Genomic DNA, 16,150 nt, shown 5'->3' on the forward strand with positions numbered 1-16,150 from the left:
GGCGCCGGGTGTCGATCCGTTATCGCTCCAGCTTTCGCGCGATCGTCACTTCCCAAGCTTCTTCACCAAAGCCTCGATCAGGGCGTCGAGACTCGGCGTCTTGGCGATGAAATCGATCGGCATGCCGCACTGCTTCATCGTTTCGCTGGTTTGCGGCCCGATGCTGCCGGCGAGCGGGCGCTTGGCGTCCTTCGCGAGCGTGAGTGCAGCGGCCTGATCGACGAACGACTGCACGGCCGACGAACTCGCGAAGAGAATGGCATCCGCCCCACGCGAACGGAAATCGGCGGCGGCGGGTTCCTGACTCAAATCCGTCTTCTCGGTTGCGTAGACCTGCAGGCGGTCGACGATGGCGCGCGCCTCCTCGAGTTTCGTGACCAGCACCTCGCGGTTAAGATTGCCGGTGATGACGAGGACCTTCGCGCTGTCGAGGCTGCCGGTCGCGATCAGATCATCGGCCAGCGCCTCGGCCGTGGCGCCTTTCGGCTGACACTCGACCTTGAGATGATACGCGCGAATCGCCTGCGCGGTGGCATCGCCGACCGCGGCGAAGCGCAACAGCCCCAGCGAACGGATGTCGTCGAAGACGCGGTAGAATTCCTCGAGGAAGTAGCGCACGCCGTTGGCGCTGGTTAACACGATCCAGTCATAGCTCCCGAGTTCGGACAGCACTTCGTGGAGCAGATCCAGATCGATGGATTTGCGGACGGTGATCAGGGGCAGCTCGATGACCTCGGCGCCGAGGCCGGCGAGACGCGTCGACAATTCCGACGCCTGTTCCCGCGCGCGCGTCACCGCAATGCGACGTCCGTTCAAGGCGGTGGGTGAGATCATGGGAGCAACGCGTGCTGTTTGAGGATCGCCGTGGCGGTCGCCTCAGGATCGTCGAAGCCACCCGCCGGGATCGGCTGATGGACGAGGCCGATGTTTTCGTGGAAGAGATAAATCCGGTCGTTGACGACGTGCGCGGCGAACGCCGTGTGACAGCCGCCGCCGAGGGCATTTTGAAACGCGCGCTCGAGGGTCACGCTCCGGGCGGTGGCGGCATCGAAGATCGCCGCAAACTTCGCCGCATCCGTTTCGCGGCATTGAATCGCGACCGCGCCCTGCCCCACGGCCGGCACCATTTGGTCGAAATCGAGCGGCAGGAAATCGATGCCCGGCCAGGTATCGATGCCGAGACGCTTCAGGCCGGCGGCGGCGAGGATCGTGCCGTCGGCCACATGCTGCTCGCCAATCTTGCGGAGCCGCGTGTCGACGTTGCCGCGAATCTCGCTGAACACGACGTCGGGAAACAGCCGCTTGATCTGCAGCCGGCGGCGCGGGCTGCCGGTGGCCAGCGTGGCCGGAGTCTCCAGGCCGCTGCGCAACACCAGGACGTCACGGGTGTCGGCGCGAGGCAGATAGCCGCCCACCGCCAGACCGGCCGGCATTTCGCCCGGCAGATCCTTCGTGCTGTGCACGGCCACATCGGCCTCACCGCGCAGGAGCGCGGCCTCGAGTTCGCTGGTGAAAAGCCCCTTGCCGCCCCGTTGCTCGAGCGACCATTCGGTCTGCTTGTCGCCGGTCGTGACGATCTTCAGCAGTTCGGTTTCGACCCCGAGCTGATTCCGCAGGTGGGCGGCAACCATCTCCGTTTGGACGAGTGCGAGAGGACTCTTGCGGGTGGCGAGGACGAGTTTCGACATCGGGAAAGAAAAAGGCGCAGAGAGCGACTCTCTGCGCCTCAGGGGAGATTGCAAGGTAGGGCGGCTGGACCCCGCCGCGCCAACCGTCGGCGCGAACCAGGGAACGGCGCGGTTCGATCGACGCGCCCTACCGGGAGATCAGGAGTACGAAGCCTGGACGCCCTTGATGTTCTTCTTGGTCATCCACGGCATCATCGAGCGGAGATAAGCGCCGGTCTTTTCGATCGGGTGCTTCTCGCCGGCCTTGAGCAGCGCGTTGTACTTCTTGAGGCCGCCCTTGTATTCGTTGACCCATTCCTGGGTGAACTTGCCGGTCTGGATTTCCTTCAGGATCTTCTTCATCTCGGCCTTCACCTGCTTGTTCACCACGCGCGGCCCGCGGGTGATGTCGCCGTACTTGGCCGTCTCGGAGATGGAGAAACGCATCCCGGCGATGCCGCTCTCGTACATCAAATCACAGATGAGCTTCAGCTCGTGGAGGCACTCGAAGTACGCCATCTCGGGCTGGTAGCCCGCTTCGACGAGGGTTTCAAAACCGGCCTGCACCAGCGCACTCGCGCCGCCGCACAACACGGCCTGCTCGCCGAAAAGATCCGTCTCGGTCTCCTCCTTGAAGGACGTCTGGAGCACGCCCGCGCGGGTCGAGCCGATGCCCTTCGCCCAAGCGAGCGCGGTCTTCTTGGCCGTCTTCGACTTGTCCTGCGCGACGGCGATCAACGCCGGCATGCCCTTGCCCTCGGCGTAGAGCCGGCGGACCATGTGGCCGGGACCCTTCGGGGCGACCATGATGCAGTCGATATCCTTGTGCAGCTTGATCAGGCCGAAATGAACGGCGAGACCGTGGGAGAACAGCAGCGTCTTGCCCTTGGAAAGATTGGGGAGGATGTCGTTCAGATAGACATCGGCCTGCTTCATGTCGGGAAGACCGACCATCATGACGTCCGCCCGGCGCACGGCCTCGGCGGTGTCGAACACTTCAAAGCCGTGCTGCACGGCGACGGCGCGGGACTTCGATCCGGGGTAGAGGCCGATGATGACCTTGCAACCGCTGTCCTTCAGATTGAGCGCATGGGCGTGGCCCTGTGAACCGTAGCCGAGGATGGCGAGCGTTTTGTTGGCGAACACGCCGAGATCGGCGTCTTTGTCGGTGTAGACTTTGGCAGGCATGATTTGGGAAAAGTTGAAAGTTGAGGGGTGAAAGTTGAAAGAATCGAGCGTCGAACGATGCGGTTGGATCAGGTTTCCCGGACTGCCGGTCTTTCACCTTTCAACCTTCACCCTTCAACTGCGCCAGGCTCAGCGCTTCAGCGCCAGGCGCCCGGTGCGGGCGAGTTCCACGATGCCGAAGGGCTCGAGGAGACCGAGGAGCGCGGACACCTTTTCGTCGTCGCCGGTCGCTTCCATGATCAGCGTGTCCGCCGCCAGATGAACGATCTTGGCGCGGAAGATATCCTTGATCTGCAGAATCTCCGGGCGCGTCTTCGCATCGGCGCGCACCTTGACGAGCACCAGCTCGCGGGTCACAGCCTGCCCGTCAGTGAAATCGATGACCTCGACCACATTGATCAGTTTTCGCAGCTGCCGAATGCAGAGCTCCAGCTGGGCTTCGTCGCCCTTCAGCACCGCGGTGATGCGCGACAGCGACGCGTCGTGCGTCGGCGCGACGTTCAGCGAATCGATATTGAAGCCGCGGCCGGAGAACATACCGGAAACGCGCGCCAGAACGCCGAACTTGTTCTCAACGAGGACGGAGATCGTGTGTCGCATGAAGTGATTTGGTAAAAGGGAAGGAGAAGCGGATACTAAACCGGGCTGGCACGCCAGCCGAAGCTCGCAGCGAATTTCCATTCCCCGCCCGCTCGCGGAAACGAGCGGTGGAACGTAGCCTTCGCAGTCACTGCACAACCAGCGAAGGCTGGTGGACGCTGAGGGACTCGAACCCCCGACACCCTCGGTGTAAGCGAGGTGCTCTAACCAACTGAGCTAAGCGTCCAAGCCGAACGGAAAGCAAAGCCGCCACGAAGCCGGTATGACAAGGAATTATTCCGGTATGACGTGGCGGTTGAAACTGTAGGCGGCGTGCCCTCACCCCGCGTGGCCGAATCTGAACCTTCACAAAAGCGGGGTGAGGGCACCCCGCCCACATTCGGAGGGAAGAATTAAACCGTCGCGAAGGCGCGGCTGCCGGGAGCGGACGCTTTGCGCGTCAGCAAGCCATCACGCACCATCAGCTCGGCGTTCTGCAGGGCGTTCAAGGCGGCGCCCTTCCAGAGGTTGTCGCCGCTGACCCACAGGGCCAGGCCGTTGTCGAACGCGGTATCGATGCGGATGCGACCCACGCCGCACTTCACCTTGCGCGAAAAATCAAGGGGCGTCGGGTAGCCCTGCTTGGCGGGATCATCCACCAACTCGGCCCCGGCAAAGGCCGCGATCGCCGCGCGGGCGGCCTCGACACTCACCGGACGCTCGAACTCGGCGTTCACCGCCACGGAGTGCGCCCGCACCACGGGCACGCGCACGGTCGTGGTGGAGACCCTGAGGTTCGGCAGACCCATGATCTTTCGGCTCTCCAGCATCATCTTCGTCTCCTCGCCCGTGTAACCGTTGGGACCAAACGAGTCGACCTGCGGAATCACGTTAAACGCGATCTGGTAGGCATAGACCTTCTTGTTGATTGGGTCGCCTTTGACGTAGGACTGAATCTGGTCCTCGAGTTCGCGCACCGCCTCGGCCCCCGTGCCGGACACCGATTGATACGTGCTCGCGAAATAGCGCTTCAAGCCGAACGCCTGGTGCAGCGGCCACAACGCCATGAGCGTGACCGCGGTCGAGCAATTCGGGTTGGCGATGATGCCCTTGTGGCGGCGCAGACCCTCGGGATTGATTTCCGGAATCACGAGGGGCACGTCCGGATCCATCCGGTAATGCGAGCTCTTGTCGATCACGAGGCAGCCGGCCTTGACGGCATCGGGCGCCAGCGCGCGCGTCGCTGCCCCACCCGCCGCAAAAAACGCCACGTCGACATCGGCAAACACGCCCGGCTTGGCTTCCTCCACGGTGTACGTTTTTCCGGCGCACGCGATGACTTTGCCCGCCGACCGCGCCGAGGCGAAGAGCCGCAGCGAGGCCATGGGGAAGTTACGATCGTGCAGGAGCCGCAGGAGCTCTTGACCGACAGCGCCTGTCGCGCCGACGATACCGACATTGATGGATGCGTTGTTCACGAGTTTGTCTCCAGTAGAGCAGGTCAACAAAACCTGCGCTCGTCTCGGCATCAAGCCCGGAGAGCGCGTACTGGTGGTACGCATCAGCACAGCCACCCTGCAATTTTTCCGCAGCGGTGCGCTGGTAAGGAGTTACGGGGTTTCAACCTCCAAGCGGCCGCCGTCCAACGTCAAAAACTCCCTCGGCACCCCGCGCGGCCTGCACGAAATCGCCGAACGCGTGGGTGCCGGCCAGCCGCCGGGCATGGTCTTCAAAGCGCGAGTCCCCACCGGCCGCCACTTCACCGAGGTGCTCGAGCGGGAACCGGACAACGACAACCTCATCACGTCGCGCATTCTCTGGCTGCGCGGCCTGGAACCCGGGGTGAACCGGGGCGGCGACGTCGATACCTACGAGCGCTACGTCTACATCCACGGCACTAACCATGAGTCCCGCCTGGGCGAGCCGCTGAGTTCCGGCTGCGTGTTGATGCGGAATCTGGAAATCGTCGAACTCTACGAGGAAGTTCGCCACGGCGACCTTGTGTGGATCGCGGACTAGGTGTTGGGACGCGGCTGAAGAAAGGGAATTTTCAGCCGTGGCTACGAGCGCCAGCGAGTGGCCAAACCGCCACTCGCTGGCGCTCGCAGCCACGATCCTGCGCACAATCTCGCTCTGCTAATTCGTCGCCATCGCGACGCGGGCATGGCCGCCGCCGTTGATGACGCGCACGCGGTCGCCGTCCATGAACAGACCCGTCGACACTTCCTGCGTGACCGTGACCGTGTTGCCGTCGTCGAGCCGGATGCTGATTTCCTGCGCCCGCTTGCGCGTGGCCACTTCCTCGACGGCCTGACCCGCCACGGCACCGACCACCGCGCCGGTGGCTTGCACCACGGCCCCGCCGACACCACGGCCGCCGCTCGCGGCCGCTGCCCCAACCAAACCGCCGCCATAAAGCCCCAGCTGGCCCTTCTGTCCCTCGATATTGACCTCACGCACGCTGGTGACCGTGCCCAGTTCGGCCCGCTGCAGCACATTCGCCTGCCCAATCGGGACCGTTCGGCGCGACGAAGGAAACGTGCAGCCGACGAGGGAAAACGAAACAGCGCCGAGCAGGATGACGAGGGGCAAGGTCGATTTCATCGTGAGAAAAGAATGTTCGGTGCGACCCGCGATACGACGTAAAAGTTTCGCCGGAGTTACTCGTTGCGACCAAACAAAAGCCGCAGCGAATTGAGGCACACCACCAGCGTGCTGCCCTCGTGCGCCGCCACGCCAATCGCCAGCGGCACCGCACCGAAAGCGGTCGCAATCACCATGACAATCACCACTCCCAGCGAGATGGTGAGGTTCTGTCGGATCACAGCCCGCGCCCGCCGACTCAACCGGTGGGCCGAAAGGAAATTCTCAATCCGGTCATGCATGAGAATCACTTCCGCCTGCTCCAGCGCCGCGTCGCTGCCACGCGCGCCCATCGCCACGCTGACATCCGCCGCCGCCAGCGACGGCGCGTCGTTCACGCCATCACCGACCATGGCGACTTTGCGGCCACCGGCACGCAGCGCTTGGATCGCGGCCACCTTGTCCTCCGGCGACAATCCGGCCCGCACTTCATCCAAACCCAGTTCCTTCGCCACGGCCTCCGCCGTGTGCCGGCGATCACCGGTGAGCATGACCGTCGTGATGCCCAAGGCCTTCAACTGGGCCAGCACGCCGCGCGACTCGGCCCGAATTTGATCCTTGAGCAAGACTCGGCCGACCAGGTTCTGCCCGATCACCCAGACCTCACTCAACTCGGCCGCAGCCGCCGGCAGCTTCTTCGCCCACTCCGCCAGCGGCCCGCTTTCCAGCAACTCGCGGCGGCCCAGCAGCAAGGTCGCGCCGCTCACGCGTCCGCGCACACCCTGACCGGTGATTGACTGAAAGTCATCCAAGGGGAGCTCGGTCACGCCCTCGGCCCGGGCGTACCGCACGATGGCCCGCGCAATCGGATGCTGCGACTTGGCCTCGAGCGTCAATGCGAGCTGCAACACCTCGCGTTCGCGTCCTTCCGGGTAACTTTCATAGCCGACCACCGCGAGTTCTCCGGTGGTCAGCGTGCCGGTCTTGTCGAGCGCCACGGTGTTGATGTCGGCGAGTTTCTCGATCGCGGCGCCGCCGCGAAACAGCACGCCATGCCGCGCGCCCCACGCAATCGCGGCCAGAATCGCCGAGGGAATCGACAGCACCAAGGCGCACGGGCTCGCCACCACCATGAGCGTCATCGCGCGATAAAAGGCCGAGCGCGTTTCCGGCGTGTTGGTGAACGCGGGCAGATGGAAGCCCAGCCACCACACCAGAAACATCAGGAACGATCCGCCGATGACCGCATAGGTGTAGCCGGTGCCGAACTTGTCCGTGAAGCGCTCGCTCGGTGCCTTGAGTTTCTGCGCGGTCTGGATGAGCCGGATGATCTTTTGCAGCGTGCTTTCGGCTGGCAGCCGCCCCACGGTGAAATCCACGGTGCCCCAGAGATTGATCGTGCCGCTGTACACGGGATCGCCGGGACGTTTTTCCACCGGGTTCGCTTCGCCGGTCAGCGCCGACTCGTCGCTAGCGCTCTTGCCGCTCGCCACGACGCCGTCGGCCGCGAACGCCTCGCCCGGCTTGAGCCGCAGCCGCTGCCCGACCTGCAGGGTTTCGACCGCGACTTCCTTTTCGGTCCCGTCTTCAAGCACAAGCGTCGCCCGCTTGGGCGACGACTTCAGCAGTGCGCTCACTTCGCGCTGCGTACGATCGAGCGCGAATTCCTCCATCGCTCCCGACGCTGAAAACAGAAAGAGCAGCAACACCGCCTCGCCCCACGCGCCGATGAACATCGCGCCGATCGCGACCGCCAGCATGAGGAAATGAATGTCGATCTCGCGCTTCCGCAGGTTGGCCCACGTGTCGACGGCCGCGTCCCAGCCACCGGACACCAGGCCGATCAGAAAAAACGACTTCGCCACCCACGGCAGATTCGGCGCGACGTAACCGGCGATCGCCCCGGCGATACCCGACACGCCGCACACCGTGGCCAGGACTGCCAAGGTCCGCCACTCCTGATCCTCCGGGGTCGGCTCCGCTTTGATTTCCGGCCACTCCATCTCGCGCCAGAGCCACATTTTCTCCGCCGTCGCGCAGGACTCGCGCCCCAGCACCATGGCGTCGCCTTCCTTCCGCACGGAAAATCCGGCGGGCGCCTTTAGCGTGCCCTTGGCTTCCAGCTGTGCTTCCACCGCCGCGATCGTGGCAGCGAGCTTCTCCTCCAAGCCTTCGATGACGATATTGCCCACGGTCGCCACCGCCACGCGATGCGAACTCGGATCAATCCGCACGGCGCTGATTCCGGGTTGCACGCGGAGGAACTCCGCCAGTTCTCCAATCCAACCGCTGCCGGACGTTGCTGCTTCAGCCATGCTGCAGAATCGCGCATCCCCTCCTTCGCCGCAAATTCAATTGCGCCGTCCGCGACGCCCGCCCTTGGTTGGCCGCACTCCCTCATGATCGGCCTCCGCGACGACAGTGGCCCCGCGCCTCCGCCCGTCAGCCACGCTCCCGCGCTTGCAGCGAAAATCTTCGCCGCCGGGGGGTGGCTGCAGGAGGGCCTGCGCCTCGAGCACCGGCCGCAGCAGGAGGACATGGCGCGCGCCGTCGCGGCTGCGATGCGCGACGATCAGCCGCTGCTTTTCGAGGCCGGCACCGGCGTCGGCAAATCCCTCGCGTACCTCGTCCCCGGCATCATCCACGCCGTCGATCAAAGCCGGCAGCTCATCGTCTCGACCCACACAATCTCCCTGCAGGAGCAGCTCGAGTCGAGCGATCTGCCGAAATGCCGCCGCCTCTTCAAATCCACGCCGGCGTTGAGCCGTTACGCCGATTTCAAGTCGGCCGTGCTCGTCGGCAAGGGCAATTACCTCTGCACGACGCGACTCGGCCACGCCCTCGCCGATCGCGCGACGCTGCTCGCCGATGCCGACTACGATGAACTCCAGCGCATCGCGCAGTGGGCGGGTACGACCGACACCGGCCTGCGCCATGATCTGAAGCCGCCGCCGCGACCCGAGGTGTGGGACGTCGTCAACGCCGACTCGTCCTCGTGCTCGCGCAAACACTGCGACTGCGAAAAGTGCTTCTACCAGCGGGCTCGCGTGCGGCTGCGGTCGGCCAACGTCGTCATCGTGAATCACGCGCTGATGTTCGCGTTAATCAACGCCGGCGGCCCGCAGGCCAGCGGCACCGCAACGGATGCGCGCGGCGTGCTGTTCGCCGACGACTTCATCGTCCTGGACGAGGCACACACGGTGCCGGACGTGGCGACGGAAAACTTCGGCCTGTCGCTCTCAAGTTACGGGGTCGATCGCGCGTTGAAGTATCTGTTCAACCCGCGGAGCAAGCGCGGGCTGTTTCGCAAACTCGGCGGGCCCGAGGCCCAGCAACTCGTCATCGACGCGCTCGAGGCGTCCCGCCAGTTCTTCGATTTCATCGGGCAGTCGTTGCTCGCCGTCCGGCCGATTGTGCGCGTGCGGGAGCCAGGCGTGGCCGAACCGACGCTCGACGGGCCTTTGAGTGCGTTGCACCGCCTGCTCGGGAAACTCGGCGACAAACTCGAGGACGGTCGGGAGCGCGACGAAATCCTGGAGCAGAAGCAGCGGATCAAGGGCCTGCAGGTCGGCGTGAACGAATGGCTGACGCTCGGCGACAAGGGCCATGTCTACTGGGCGGAACGCAGCGGCCGGAAACAGACCATCGTCACGCTGCGCAGCGCCCCGATCGATATCGCGCCGGCCCTGCGGCAGTATCTTTTCGGTCGCGGCACCAGCGTGACCTGCACCAGCGCCACGCTCGCGATGGGCGGCCAGATTGAACCGTTGGCCGAACGGATGGGCGCCGAATCGGCGCGCGCAGTCGTGGTAAAGTCGCCCTTCGACTTCGCGCGCAACATGCGCGTCTACGTCGCCAGCGACGTGCCCCTGCCCTCGCCGCAGGAGGCCAAACTCGCGCTCGACGTCCTGGCGGACTACATCGACTTCTGCACCGCTCGCGTGGCCGGCGGCACCCTGGTCCTCTTCACGAGCTACACCGACATGCGCGCCGTGGCCGCGACCCTCGAACCGCGTTTTGCAGCGGCCGGCCGGCCCTTTCTCATGCAAGGCGCAGACTTGTCGCGCACCGAACTCACCCGGCAAATGCGCGAACGCGGCAACGTGGTGCTTTTCGGCACGGATAGTTTCTGGACCGGGGTCGACGTGCCCGGCGACGCCCTCGCCCAGGTCATTATCACGCGACTGCCCTTCGACCCGCCCACCCACCCGATCACCGAGGCGCGGTGCGATTACATCCGGGATCGCGGCGGCAATCCCTTCAACGAACTCACGCTGCCGGACGCGTTAATCAAGTTTCGCCAGGGCATCGGGCGGCTCATTCGCACCGCCACGGATCGCGGGCTGGTCACCGTGCTCGATTCGCGGGTGCTCGCCAAGGCCTACGGGCGGCTCTTCATCGAGTCGCTTCCCCAGCCCGATTTCACGATTTTTACGAAGGAAACGCGGATGGAGAAATTTCATCCTTTCGCCTGAGCAGCGGGCAGCGTAACTTAATTTCATTCACATGCCCTCGCTCCGCGCTGCTGCGCTCACCGATATCGGCCGGGTTCGTCGAAAAAACGAAGATCGCCTGCTCTTCGTCGAAAAATCGATGCTCTTCGGCGTGGCCGACGGCGTCGGCGGCCTGCCCGGTGGGGCCGAGGCCGCCCAGCTGACGGTCACCGAGCTCACCGAGGCGCTGCAGGCCGCGAACGGCGATGTCGCCAAGGAACTAAACGCCGCCGTGCAGCAGGCCAACCAGGCGGTGTCCGCACTCGGACTGCGCATCAGCCCATCGATGGGCATCGGCACGACGCTGACGTTTGGCTGCATTCGCGCGAACACACTCACGATCGCGCACGTCGGCGACTCACGGTGCTACGGATCGCGCGACGGCGAATTCCTGCGCCTCACCGAGGATCATTCCGTGGAGAATGAAGCCCGGTTGCGCCGCGCCCGCGGCGAGGTGATCTATTATCATGAGGCGAATCGCAACGCGCTGACGCGCTGCATCGGGCAGCCGACGCCCCCTGAGGTCGATATCATCAACCGCGTGCTGCTGCCCGGGGATCGTTATCTCTTCTGCACCGACGGCGTGACCCGCATGTTGCCCGATTCGGAACTGGGCGAGCTCCTGATGGAAAGCCCTGATCCCAAATCGGCGCTCGATCAGATCATCGGGCTCGCCGTACGGCGTGGCGGTCCGGACAACGCGACGGGCGTCGCGATCTTCGTCGACGCCGTTTAGGTTGTGGCGTCGCGCGTCGAACAGTTTCAGACGCTCGTAGCCCGGCAGCCGGCGAACGAGCTGTTTCGTTTCAGTCTCGCGCAGGCACTCGTCAGCGAGTCCCGCGGGGAGGAGGCCGTGCCGCAGTTCGCGTTTTGCATCGCGAAAAAACCGGACTGGATGATGGCGCACATTCTCCTCGGAAAGTTGCAGCTCCAGCTCGGCCGCCGCGCCGAGGCCAGGCGCGAATTCGAAGCTGCGCTGCGCCTGGCGGTGGATCAGCATCACGAGGATCCCGAGCGCGAACTGCGCGCCCTGCTCGCGGATCTATAAATGCGGGCCCGAGCCCGCGACGTCGCAAAGAAAAAGGCCGCTCGCAAGCGGCCTGAAAGTGGTGCCAGAGGCCGGGATTGAACCGGCGACCAAAGGCTTATGAGTCCTCTGCTCTACCACTGAGCTACTCTGGCGTGGAAGGTGGCGAAACGTGCAGGTTCCCCGGGGAAAATCCAACCAAATTTTTTCGCGGCCCAGGCAGCTGCTCATCGCCGACGGGCCGAGGTCCCGGCCGCTACCCCGTTCACGTCGCCAACCCACGCAACAGCAGCCCAAGGTCTCGGCACCTTTCGTGCGCGCCCTCACCTGCCCCGCGCCGCGAGTTCGTTTGGTTTCGACCAGCGCACTCGCGCCAGCCAGGCCGGACCTGACTTGACCGTGCTGGCCACGGTAATCCAAGTCTCATCCTCAGTGATCGCCGTCGCATCGAAATTGCCGATGTCGACCCCGCGTTCAGGCACCGCAATCCGTTCCGAACTGCGGATCACACAAAGCGTCTCCGGGTCCACGCGCGCGATGAACAACGGTGCCCGATGACGCGGGATATGGTCATTGTTCGCCCCACGGCGCGTGTAGACGAGAAAGAGCCCGTCGCTATGAACCACCCACTTCTGATGGGTGTTGTAACTGCCCAGCTCACTCCCGTCGTCGAAGGTCCACGCCTTGATCGGACCGAAGTTCAAGCCGTCGTCGCTCACCGCGACGTAGCCGGTCTGGTCGTTGCGAATGGTCAGGAAATAGCGTCCACGGAAGCGAACAATCGACTTTTCATAGAGGCCGCGCGGCACGGGATGGGTCATCTCGCGACCGGCCTCCCCAAACTCCAGGACGCCGTTGGTAAATGTCATCCGCGCGACGCCACCACGAAAGGCGAACTTCCATTTTGCATCCGCCACGTTCGGGCCGAGGGCATAGAACGGGACCAGGAGCGTGCCATCCGGCTCGACCAGCCACTGCCCATGGACCGCGTTGATGTAATAGCGCCCGTCCGCATGCTCAGGAAAGGTCAGCGTTTTCCACGGACTCCAACGGTCGGTTTCGGGATCGTAGGTGATCCAGGCAGTTTCCCGTTTGTCACCAATGCCACCGAAGCCTTTCTGCGTATACCGCACGGTATGGCCAATCCCGATGACTTTGCGGGAGGGCGCGTGCCAGCCGAGAGTGATGTCGCAGACTCCCATATTGGATTCATGTTCGAGCGGACGCCAACCCAGACCCGGATCCTCCCGAGGTGCCGTCCACGTCTTGCCCAGATCGTCACTCCGCATCGTGCTGAGGCCCGAAAAGAAATCGCTGCCGACGGCCTTTTGAATCGTCATGACAACGCGCGGCGGACCAGCGGGCATTGGAATGGCGACGGCGCGCGGCTGAAACCAGCTGCCACCTTCCACCGAGGCCGGCAGGAGTTCGCTGAGGCTAAGGGTGAAGTCGGGGGCCGTGGCGGCTTCGCGCTCAAGTTCGTCGAGCGTCAGGTTCACCACACCCATGTGATAGCGTTGGTGCGCGGGAACTCCGTCGGAATAATAGGCGACCATGAGGCATCGCCCGGCGAACTCCACCGCCTCCGGATATCCACAATCAGGTTTCTCCAACGCCACGAGCCGTTGCGGGACGGTCCAGCTGCGACCACCGTCGGAACTCGTGCGGGCATCGATGCCGCAGTCACCGACGGTGCGATTGCCGTAGGTGAGCAGTACGCGCCCGTCACTGAGGCGGAGAAGATGCGCCGAGGAAACCGGCTTCGCGTCGAGGATCCTCACCGACCGCCACGTCAAGGCGTCGTCATCGGAAGTGAAAATCTCGAGATCGAGGGACTCGAAACGGCGGCTCGCCGCCAGCCAGTTTCCGCCCCCGACATGCAGCACCGCTGCCTCAACGTGACGATCCCGGGCGATCGGCGAAAAGTCCCGCCACGTGCGGCCGCCGTCCTTGCTGCGCGCCACATAGATGTTTCCCGTCCGTGGGCGGGTGAAGGCATAGTTGCCGGCGACCAAGTCACCGTTCGCGGCCAGTTGAATGTCACCAAACGGCACATGCCAGCTCAGGCCCTCGACGTGCGGCATCACGGGGCCCAGTTGCTCCCACGATGTTCCGCCATCCCGGGAAATCGCGCCTACGGTCTGAATCGTGCGGCTCGCCGGGTTGCGGCGCGGACGAATGTCATCCCAGCCGCTGCATAGAACGACGAGATGCCCCTCGGCATTCAACCCGACGCCATGATTCATGCGGACAGTAGCCGGCGCATGCCGCGTGACGGTGCTCAGGTACTTCCAAAAACGTCCGTCGGCACTGGCCCAGCATTCCACATCGCCTTCCGTGAAGCCGTGGTTCGGCTGGTTGAACACGATGGCAACCAGCGAACCGTCGCGCAGCGTGGTGATATTCGGCCAGGCGCACACGTTGTCGATCGCCACCAACCGTCGGGGAAACCCCGCCGCCACCAGCGCCGGCGGCGGCTGCGCCGCGAGTACAACGGGCGTCCTCTCGCTCATCGCCGCCGCCTGGGTGGATAAGGCAGTGACCGTGGCTGCCGCACCGATCGACGCGGTGAAAAACGCTGCGATCACGTATCGCGTGGTCTGGAGGGTGAACATGGCTTCAGGGGTGAGTAAGCGGGTGAGAAGGACTTGGCGGCCGCAACGCCGAACCGCGAACGAACGGTTCCGCATCTGCCGTTCAGAATGGGGCGGCGAGTTCGCGCAGGTGGATTCGACAATCGCCTTCGGCAGCGGCCAGCGCGGCGAGATTGAACCGAAGCGTCCTGGCCGCGGCTTCCAGTGAACACAGCCGCGACGGCTGACCTTCGATCTGATCGAGAAAGGCGTGGGCTTGCGCAATGAAGTGAGTGTCGTGACCCGGCACCGGCGCATCGTGCCAGACCCAATCGCGCGCGCCCGGCGCAAACGTTCCCCACCGCTGGCGGTGCAGTTCGATTTTCACGCTCCCGCTGACGGCATTGAACTGAAGGGTCGATTCGTTCGGGTGCTGGAACTGGCTGAGGGTATAGTTGACGAGTACGTTCCCGTTGCGCGCGCTGACGTGCACGGTGTCCTCCACGGTCACACCGGGAAGCGCGAGATGCGCACAGTCACAGATCACGCTGTCGGTCGGTCCCACGACACTCTCGATCCAATTGACCGGGTGTGTCAGTGCATCCTGGATACCGCCCCCACCCGTCGCCCGGTCGCGGTAATAAATTCCGGCGTAGGCCGGACGCAGAACATGGAACGGCTGGCCGCAGGTGGCCGTCGCGTGCAATACGGGGCCGAATTCTCCGCGTGCCAGGAAGGCCCGGGCTGCCACGAGAAACGGGTAGACGTGATAAATGTAAGCCACGGCAACCTGCCGGCCCGAACGTTCCCGTGCGGCGAACAAATCGGCCACCCCGTCGAGCGCGTGCGAAAGCGGTTTCTCGATCAGCACGTGCTTGCCGGCATTCAGGGCTTGAATGGCCTGCGGCACATGCAGCGGCGCCGGAGTACAGACTACGACCACGTCAAACTCGCTGGAATCGATCGCGTTCGCCGCGTCATCGGTGACCCTGACCTTATAGGTGTCGGCCACGCGTTGGCGCAGCGACGCATTGGTTTCACACGCCGTGACCTGACAGCGTCCCGTGTGCTGGAAACAGCGGAGATGGCGTTCGCCGATGCTCCCGCAGCCGATGACGAGAACGGAATGAGGGGTGAATTTGGGCGCACTCACCGGATTCATGGAGCGACTTTGATTTTCCGGGAACGCGTCGCCCGCTTTACAGGAATTCTCGCCGAGGATTCCGCCCCCGCGGTGAATTCGGCCACCATGTGACGAAGACCCAGGCCGAGGGAAATGATGTCGGCGCCGAGCGTGAAGATTCCCGTGCCCTCCGCGATCAAGGCATCCCTCTGGCCGAAGAGTGACGGCGCCATCACATGTTTGCCATGCCTTATCGCCGCAGCCGCGACGCGCTTCCGCGCGGCTACAACTTCGGGGTCGTGGACCTGGCCGAGCTTGCCGACGCGATGACTGAAATCACCCGCTCCGAACAGCAGCACATCAAAGCCCGGAACGGCCGCGATGGCTTCCACGTTCTCGAGCCCCTCGGGAGATTCGATCTGCAGGATCACCACATGCTCCCGGTTGCAGTGGGCCGCGTACTCCGGCAGCGGCACCTGGCAGAAAAAGCCGTCGACGTTGCCGGAATCGAGCGGTTTCCGGCCGATGGGATGACACCTTACCATGTCCACCACCCGGCGGGCTTCGGCTTCATCGGCGACGTGCGGAACCATGATGGCCGTGGCACCGGCTTCGAACGGCTTGAGATAGTCAGAGTAGGATCCCTTCTCCACTCGCACGATGGTGTCCATGTCGTGCAACTTCGCCGCCCGGATCTGATGCTCCAGGTTCAACCAGTCGTTGGGCATGTGCTCCTGGCATATCCACACCGCGGATGCGCCCGCGAGGCCGGCGAGTTCGACGATCCGTGGATCGATCAGGTTGAGCTTGATTACGGTCGGCCGCTGCGCCGCACGAAGCTCGCGGAGCAGTCGGGAAGAGCGGAGTTTCATCTCGTTGAGACAGGGGGTTGCCGGACGCCAGCCGCGGCACGCGCG

General features: G+C 64.2%; 14 protein-coding genes and 2 tRNA genes. 4 read left to right on the forward strand and 12 right to left on the reverse strand.

Annotated features, from left to right (window positions below; all coding sequences use genetic code 11):
* Positions 1 to 45: 45 nt before the first annotated feature.
* The 6 genes from ACLJEU_RS13610 to ACLJEU_RS13635 form a co-directional block, all read right to left on the reverse strand.
* Positions 46 to 834, reverse strand: coding sequence for a uroporphyrinogen-III synthase (locus ACLJEU_RS13610; protein WP_414664360.1), 789 nt, complete (start codon positions 832 to 834; stop codon positions 46 to 48).
* Positions 831 to 1,688, reverse strand: coding sequence for a hydroxymethylbilane synthase (hemC, locus tag ACLJEU_RS13615; RefSeq protein ID WP_414664361.1), 858 nt, complete (start codon positions 1,686 to 1,688; stop codon positions 831 to 833). The genes ACLJEU_RS13610 and hemC overlap by 4 nt, the downstream gene beginning before the upstream one ends.
* 138 nt (positions 1,689 to 1,826) lie before the next feature.
* Positions 1,827 to 2,855, reverse strand: coding sequence for a ketol-acid reductoisomerase (gene ilvC / locus ACLJEU_RS13620; RefSeq protein ID WP_414664362.1), 1,029 nt, complete (start codon positions 2,853 to 2,855; stop codon positions 1,827 to 1,829).
* 129 nt (positions 2,856 to 2,984) lie between these two features.
* Positions 2,985 to 3,536, reverse strand: coding sequence for an acetolactate synthase small subunit (gene ilvN / locus ACLJEU_RS13625; protein ID WP_414664363.1), 552 nt, complete (start codon positions 3,534 to 3,536; stop codon positions 2,985 to 2,987).
* 68 nt (positions 3,537 to 3,604) lie between these two features.
* Positions 3,605 to 3,681 (reverse strand) — tRNA-Val (locus ACLJEU_RS13630).
* A gap of 166 nt (positions 3,682 to 3,847) precedes the next feature.
* Positions 3,848 to 4,912, reverse strand: a complete 1,065-nt coding sequence (locus ACLJEU_RS13635) for an aspartate-semialdehyde dehydrogenase (protein WP_414664364.1) — start codon at positions 4,910 to 4,912, stop codon at positions 3,848 to 3,850.
* Between ACLJEU_RS13635 and ACLJEU_RS13640 the strand changes: the two genes are divergently transcribed.
* Entirely contained in the window at positions 4,896 to 5,453 is a 558-nt protein-coding gene (locus ACLJEU_RS13640) for a L,D-transpeptidase family protein (protein WP_414664365.1), read from the forward strand. The genes ACLJEU_RS13635 and ACLJEU_RS13640 overlap by 17 nt on opposite strands.
* Before the next feature lie 117 nt (positions 5,454 to 5,570).
* Here ACLJEU_RS13640 and ACLJEU_RS13645 read toward each other — a convergent pair whose 3' ends face one another.
* Both ACLJEU_RS13645 and ACLJEU_RS13650 read right to left on the reverse strand, forming a co-directional pair.
* Positions 5,571 to 6,038, reverse strand: a complete 468-nt coding sequence (locus ACLJEU_RS13645) for an outer membrane lipoprotein (RefSeq protein ID WP_414664366.1) — start codon at positions 6,036 to 6,038, stop codon at positions 5,571 to 5,573.
* 56 nt (positions 6,039 to 6,094) lie between these two features.
* Complete coding sequence (locus ACLJEU_RS13650; RefSeq protein WP_414664367.1) at positions 6,095 to 8,332, reverse strand: heavy metal translocating P-type ATPase; 2,238 nt, start codon at positions 8,330 to 8,332, stop codon at positions 6,095 to 6,097.
* A gap of 84 nt (positions 8,333 to 8,416) precedes the next feature.
* Between ACLJEU_RS13650 and ACLJEU_RS13655 the strand changes: the two genes are divergently transcribed.
* The 3 genes from ACLJEU_RS13655 to ACLJEU_RS13665 are packed head-to-tail and all read left to right on the forward strand — an operon-like array spanning position 8,417 to position 11,558.
* On the forward strand, positions 8,417 to 10,492 hold the full coding sequence (locus ACLJEU_RS13655) for an ATP-dependent DNA helicase (RefSeq protein WP_414664368.1): 2,076 nt from the start codon (positions 8,417 to 8,419) through the stop codon (positions 10,490 to 10,492).
* Positions 10,493 to 10,523: 31 nt separating this feature from the next.
* A complete protein-coding gene (locus tag ACLJEU_RS13660) occupies positions 10,524 to 11,246 on the forward strand; it encodes a PP2C family protein-serine/threonine phosphatase (protein ID WP_414664369.1) in 723 nt (240 codons plus the stop codon).
* 3 nt (positions 11,247 to 11,249) lie between these two features.
* Positions 11,250 to 11,558, forward strand: a complete 309-nt coding sequence (locus ACLJEU_RS13665; protein WP_414664370.1) for a molecular chaperone DnaJ — start codon at positions 11,250 to 11,252, stop codon at positions 11,556 to 11,558.
* A gap of 59 nt (positions 11,559 to 11,617) precedes the next feature.
* Here ACLJEU_RS13665 and ACLJEU_RS13670 read toward each other — a convergent pair.
* From ACLJEU_RS13670 to ACLJEU_RS13685, 4 genes are all read right to left on the reverse strand, one after another.
* Positions 11,618 to 11,692: transfer RNA gene (locus ACLJEU_RS13670), tRNA-Met, on the reverse strand.
* Positions 11,693 to 11,860: 168 nt separating this feature from the next.
* Complete coding sequence (locus ACLJEU_RS13675; RefSeq protein WP_457795390.1) at positions 11,861 to 14,227, reverse strand: sialidase family protein; 2,367 nt, start codon at positions 14,225 to 14,227, stop codon at positions 11,861 to 11,863.
* Positions 14,228 to 14,234: 7 nt separating this feature from the next.
* A complete protein-coding gene (locus ACLJEU_RS13680) occupies positions 14,235 to 15,272 on the reverse strand; it encodes a Gfo/Idh/MocA family protein (RefSeq protein ID WP_457795205.1) in 1,038 nt (345 codons plus the stop codon).
* A complete protein-coding gene (locus ACLJEU_RS13685; RefSeq protein WP_414664373.1) occupies positions 15,269 to 16,105 on the reverse strand; it encodes an HpcH/HpaI aldolase family protein in 837 nt (278 codons plus the stop codon). The genes ACLJEU_RS13680 and ACLJEU_RS13685 overlap by 4 nt, the downstream gene beginning before the upstream one ends.
* Positions 16,106 to 16,150 lie beyond the last annotated feature (45 nt).

This window comes from Terrisphaera buseokensis, from assembly GCF_047521145.2.
In the GTDB taxonomy this organism is placed as follows: Bacteria; Verrucomicrobiota; Verrucomicrobiia; order Opitutales; family Opitutaceae; genus ER46.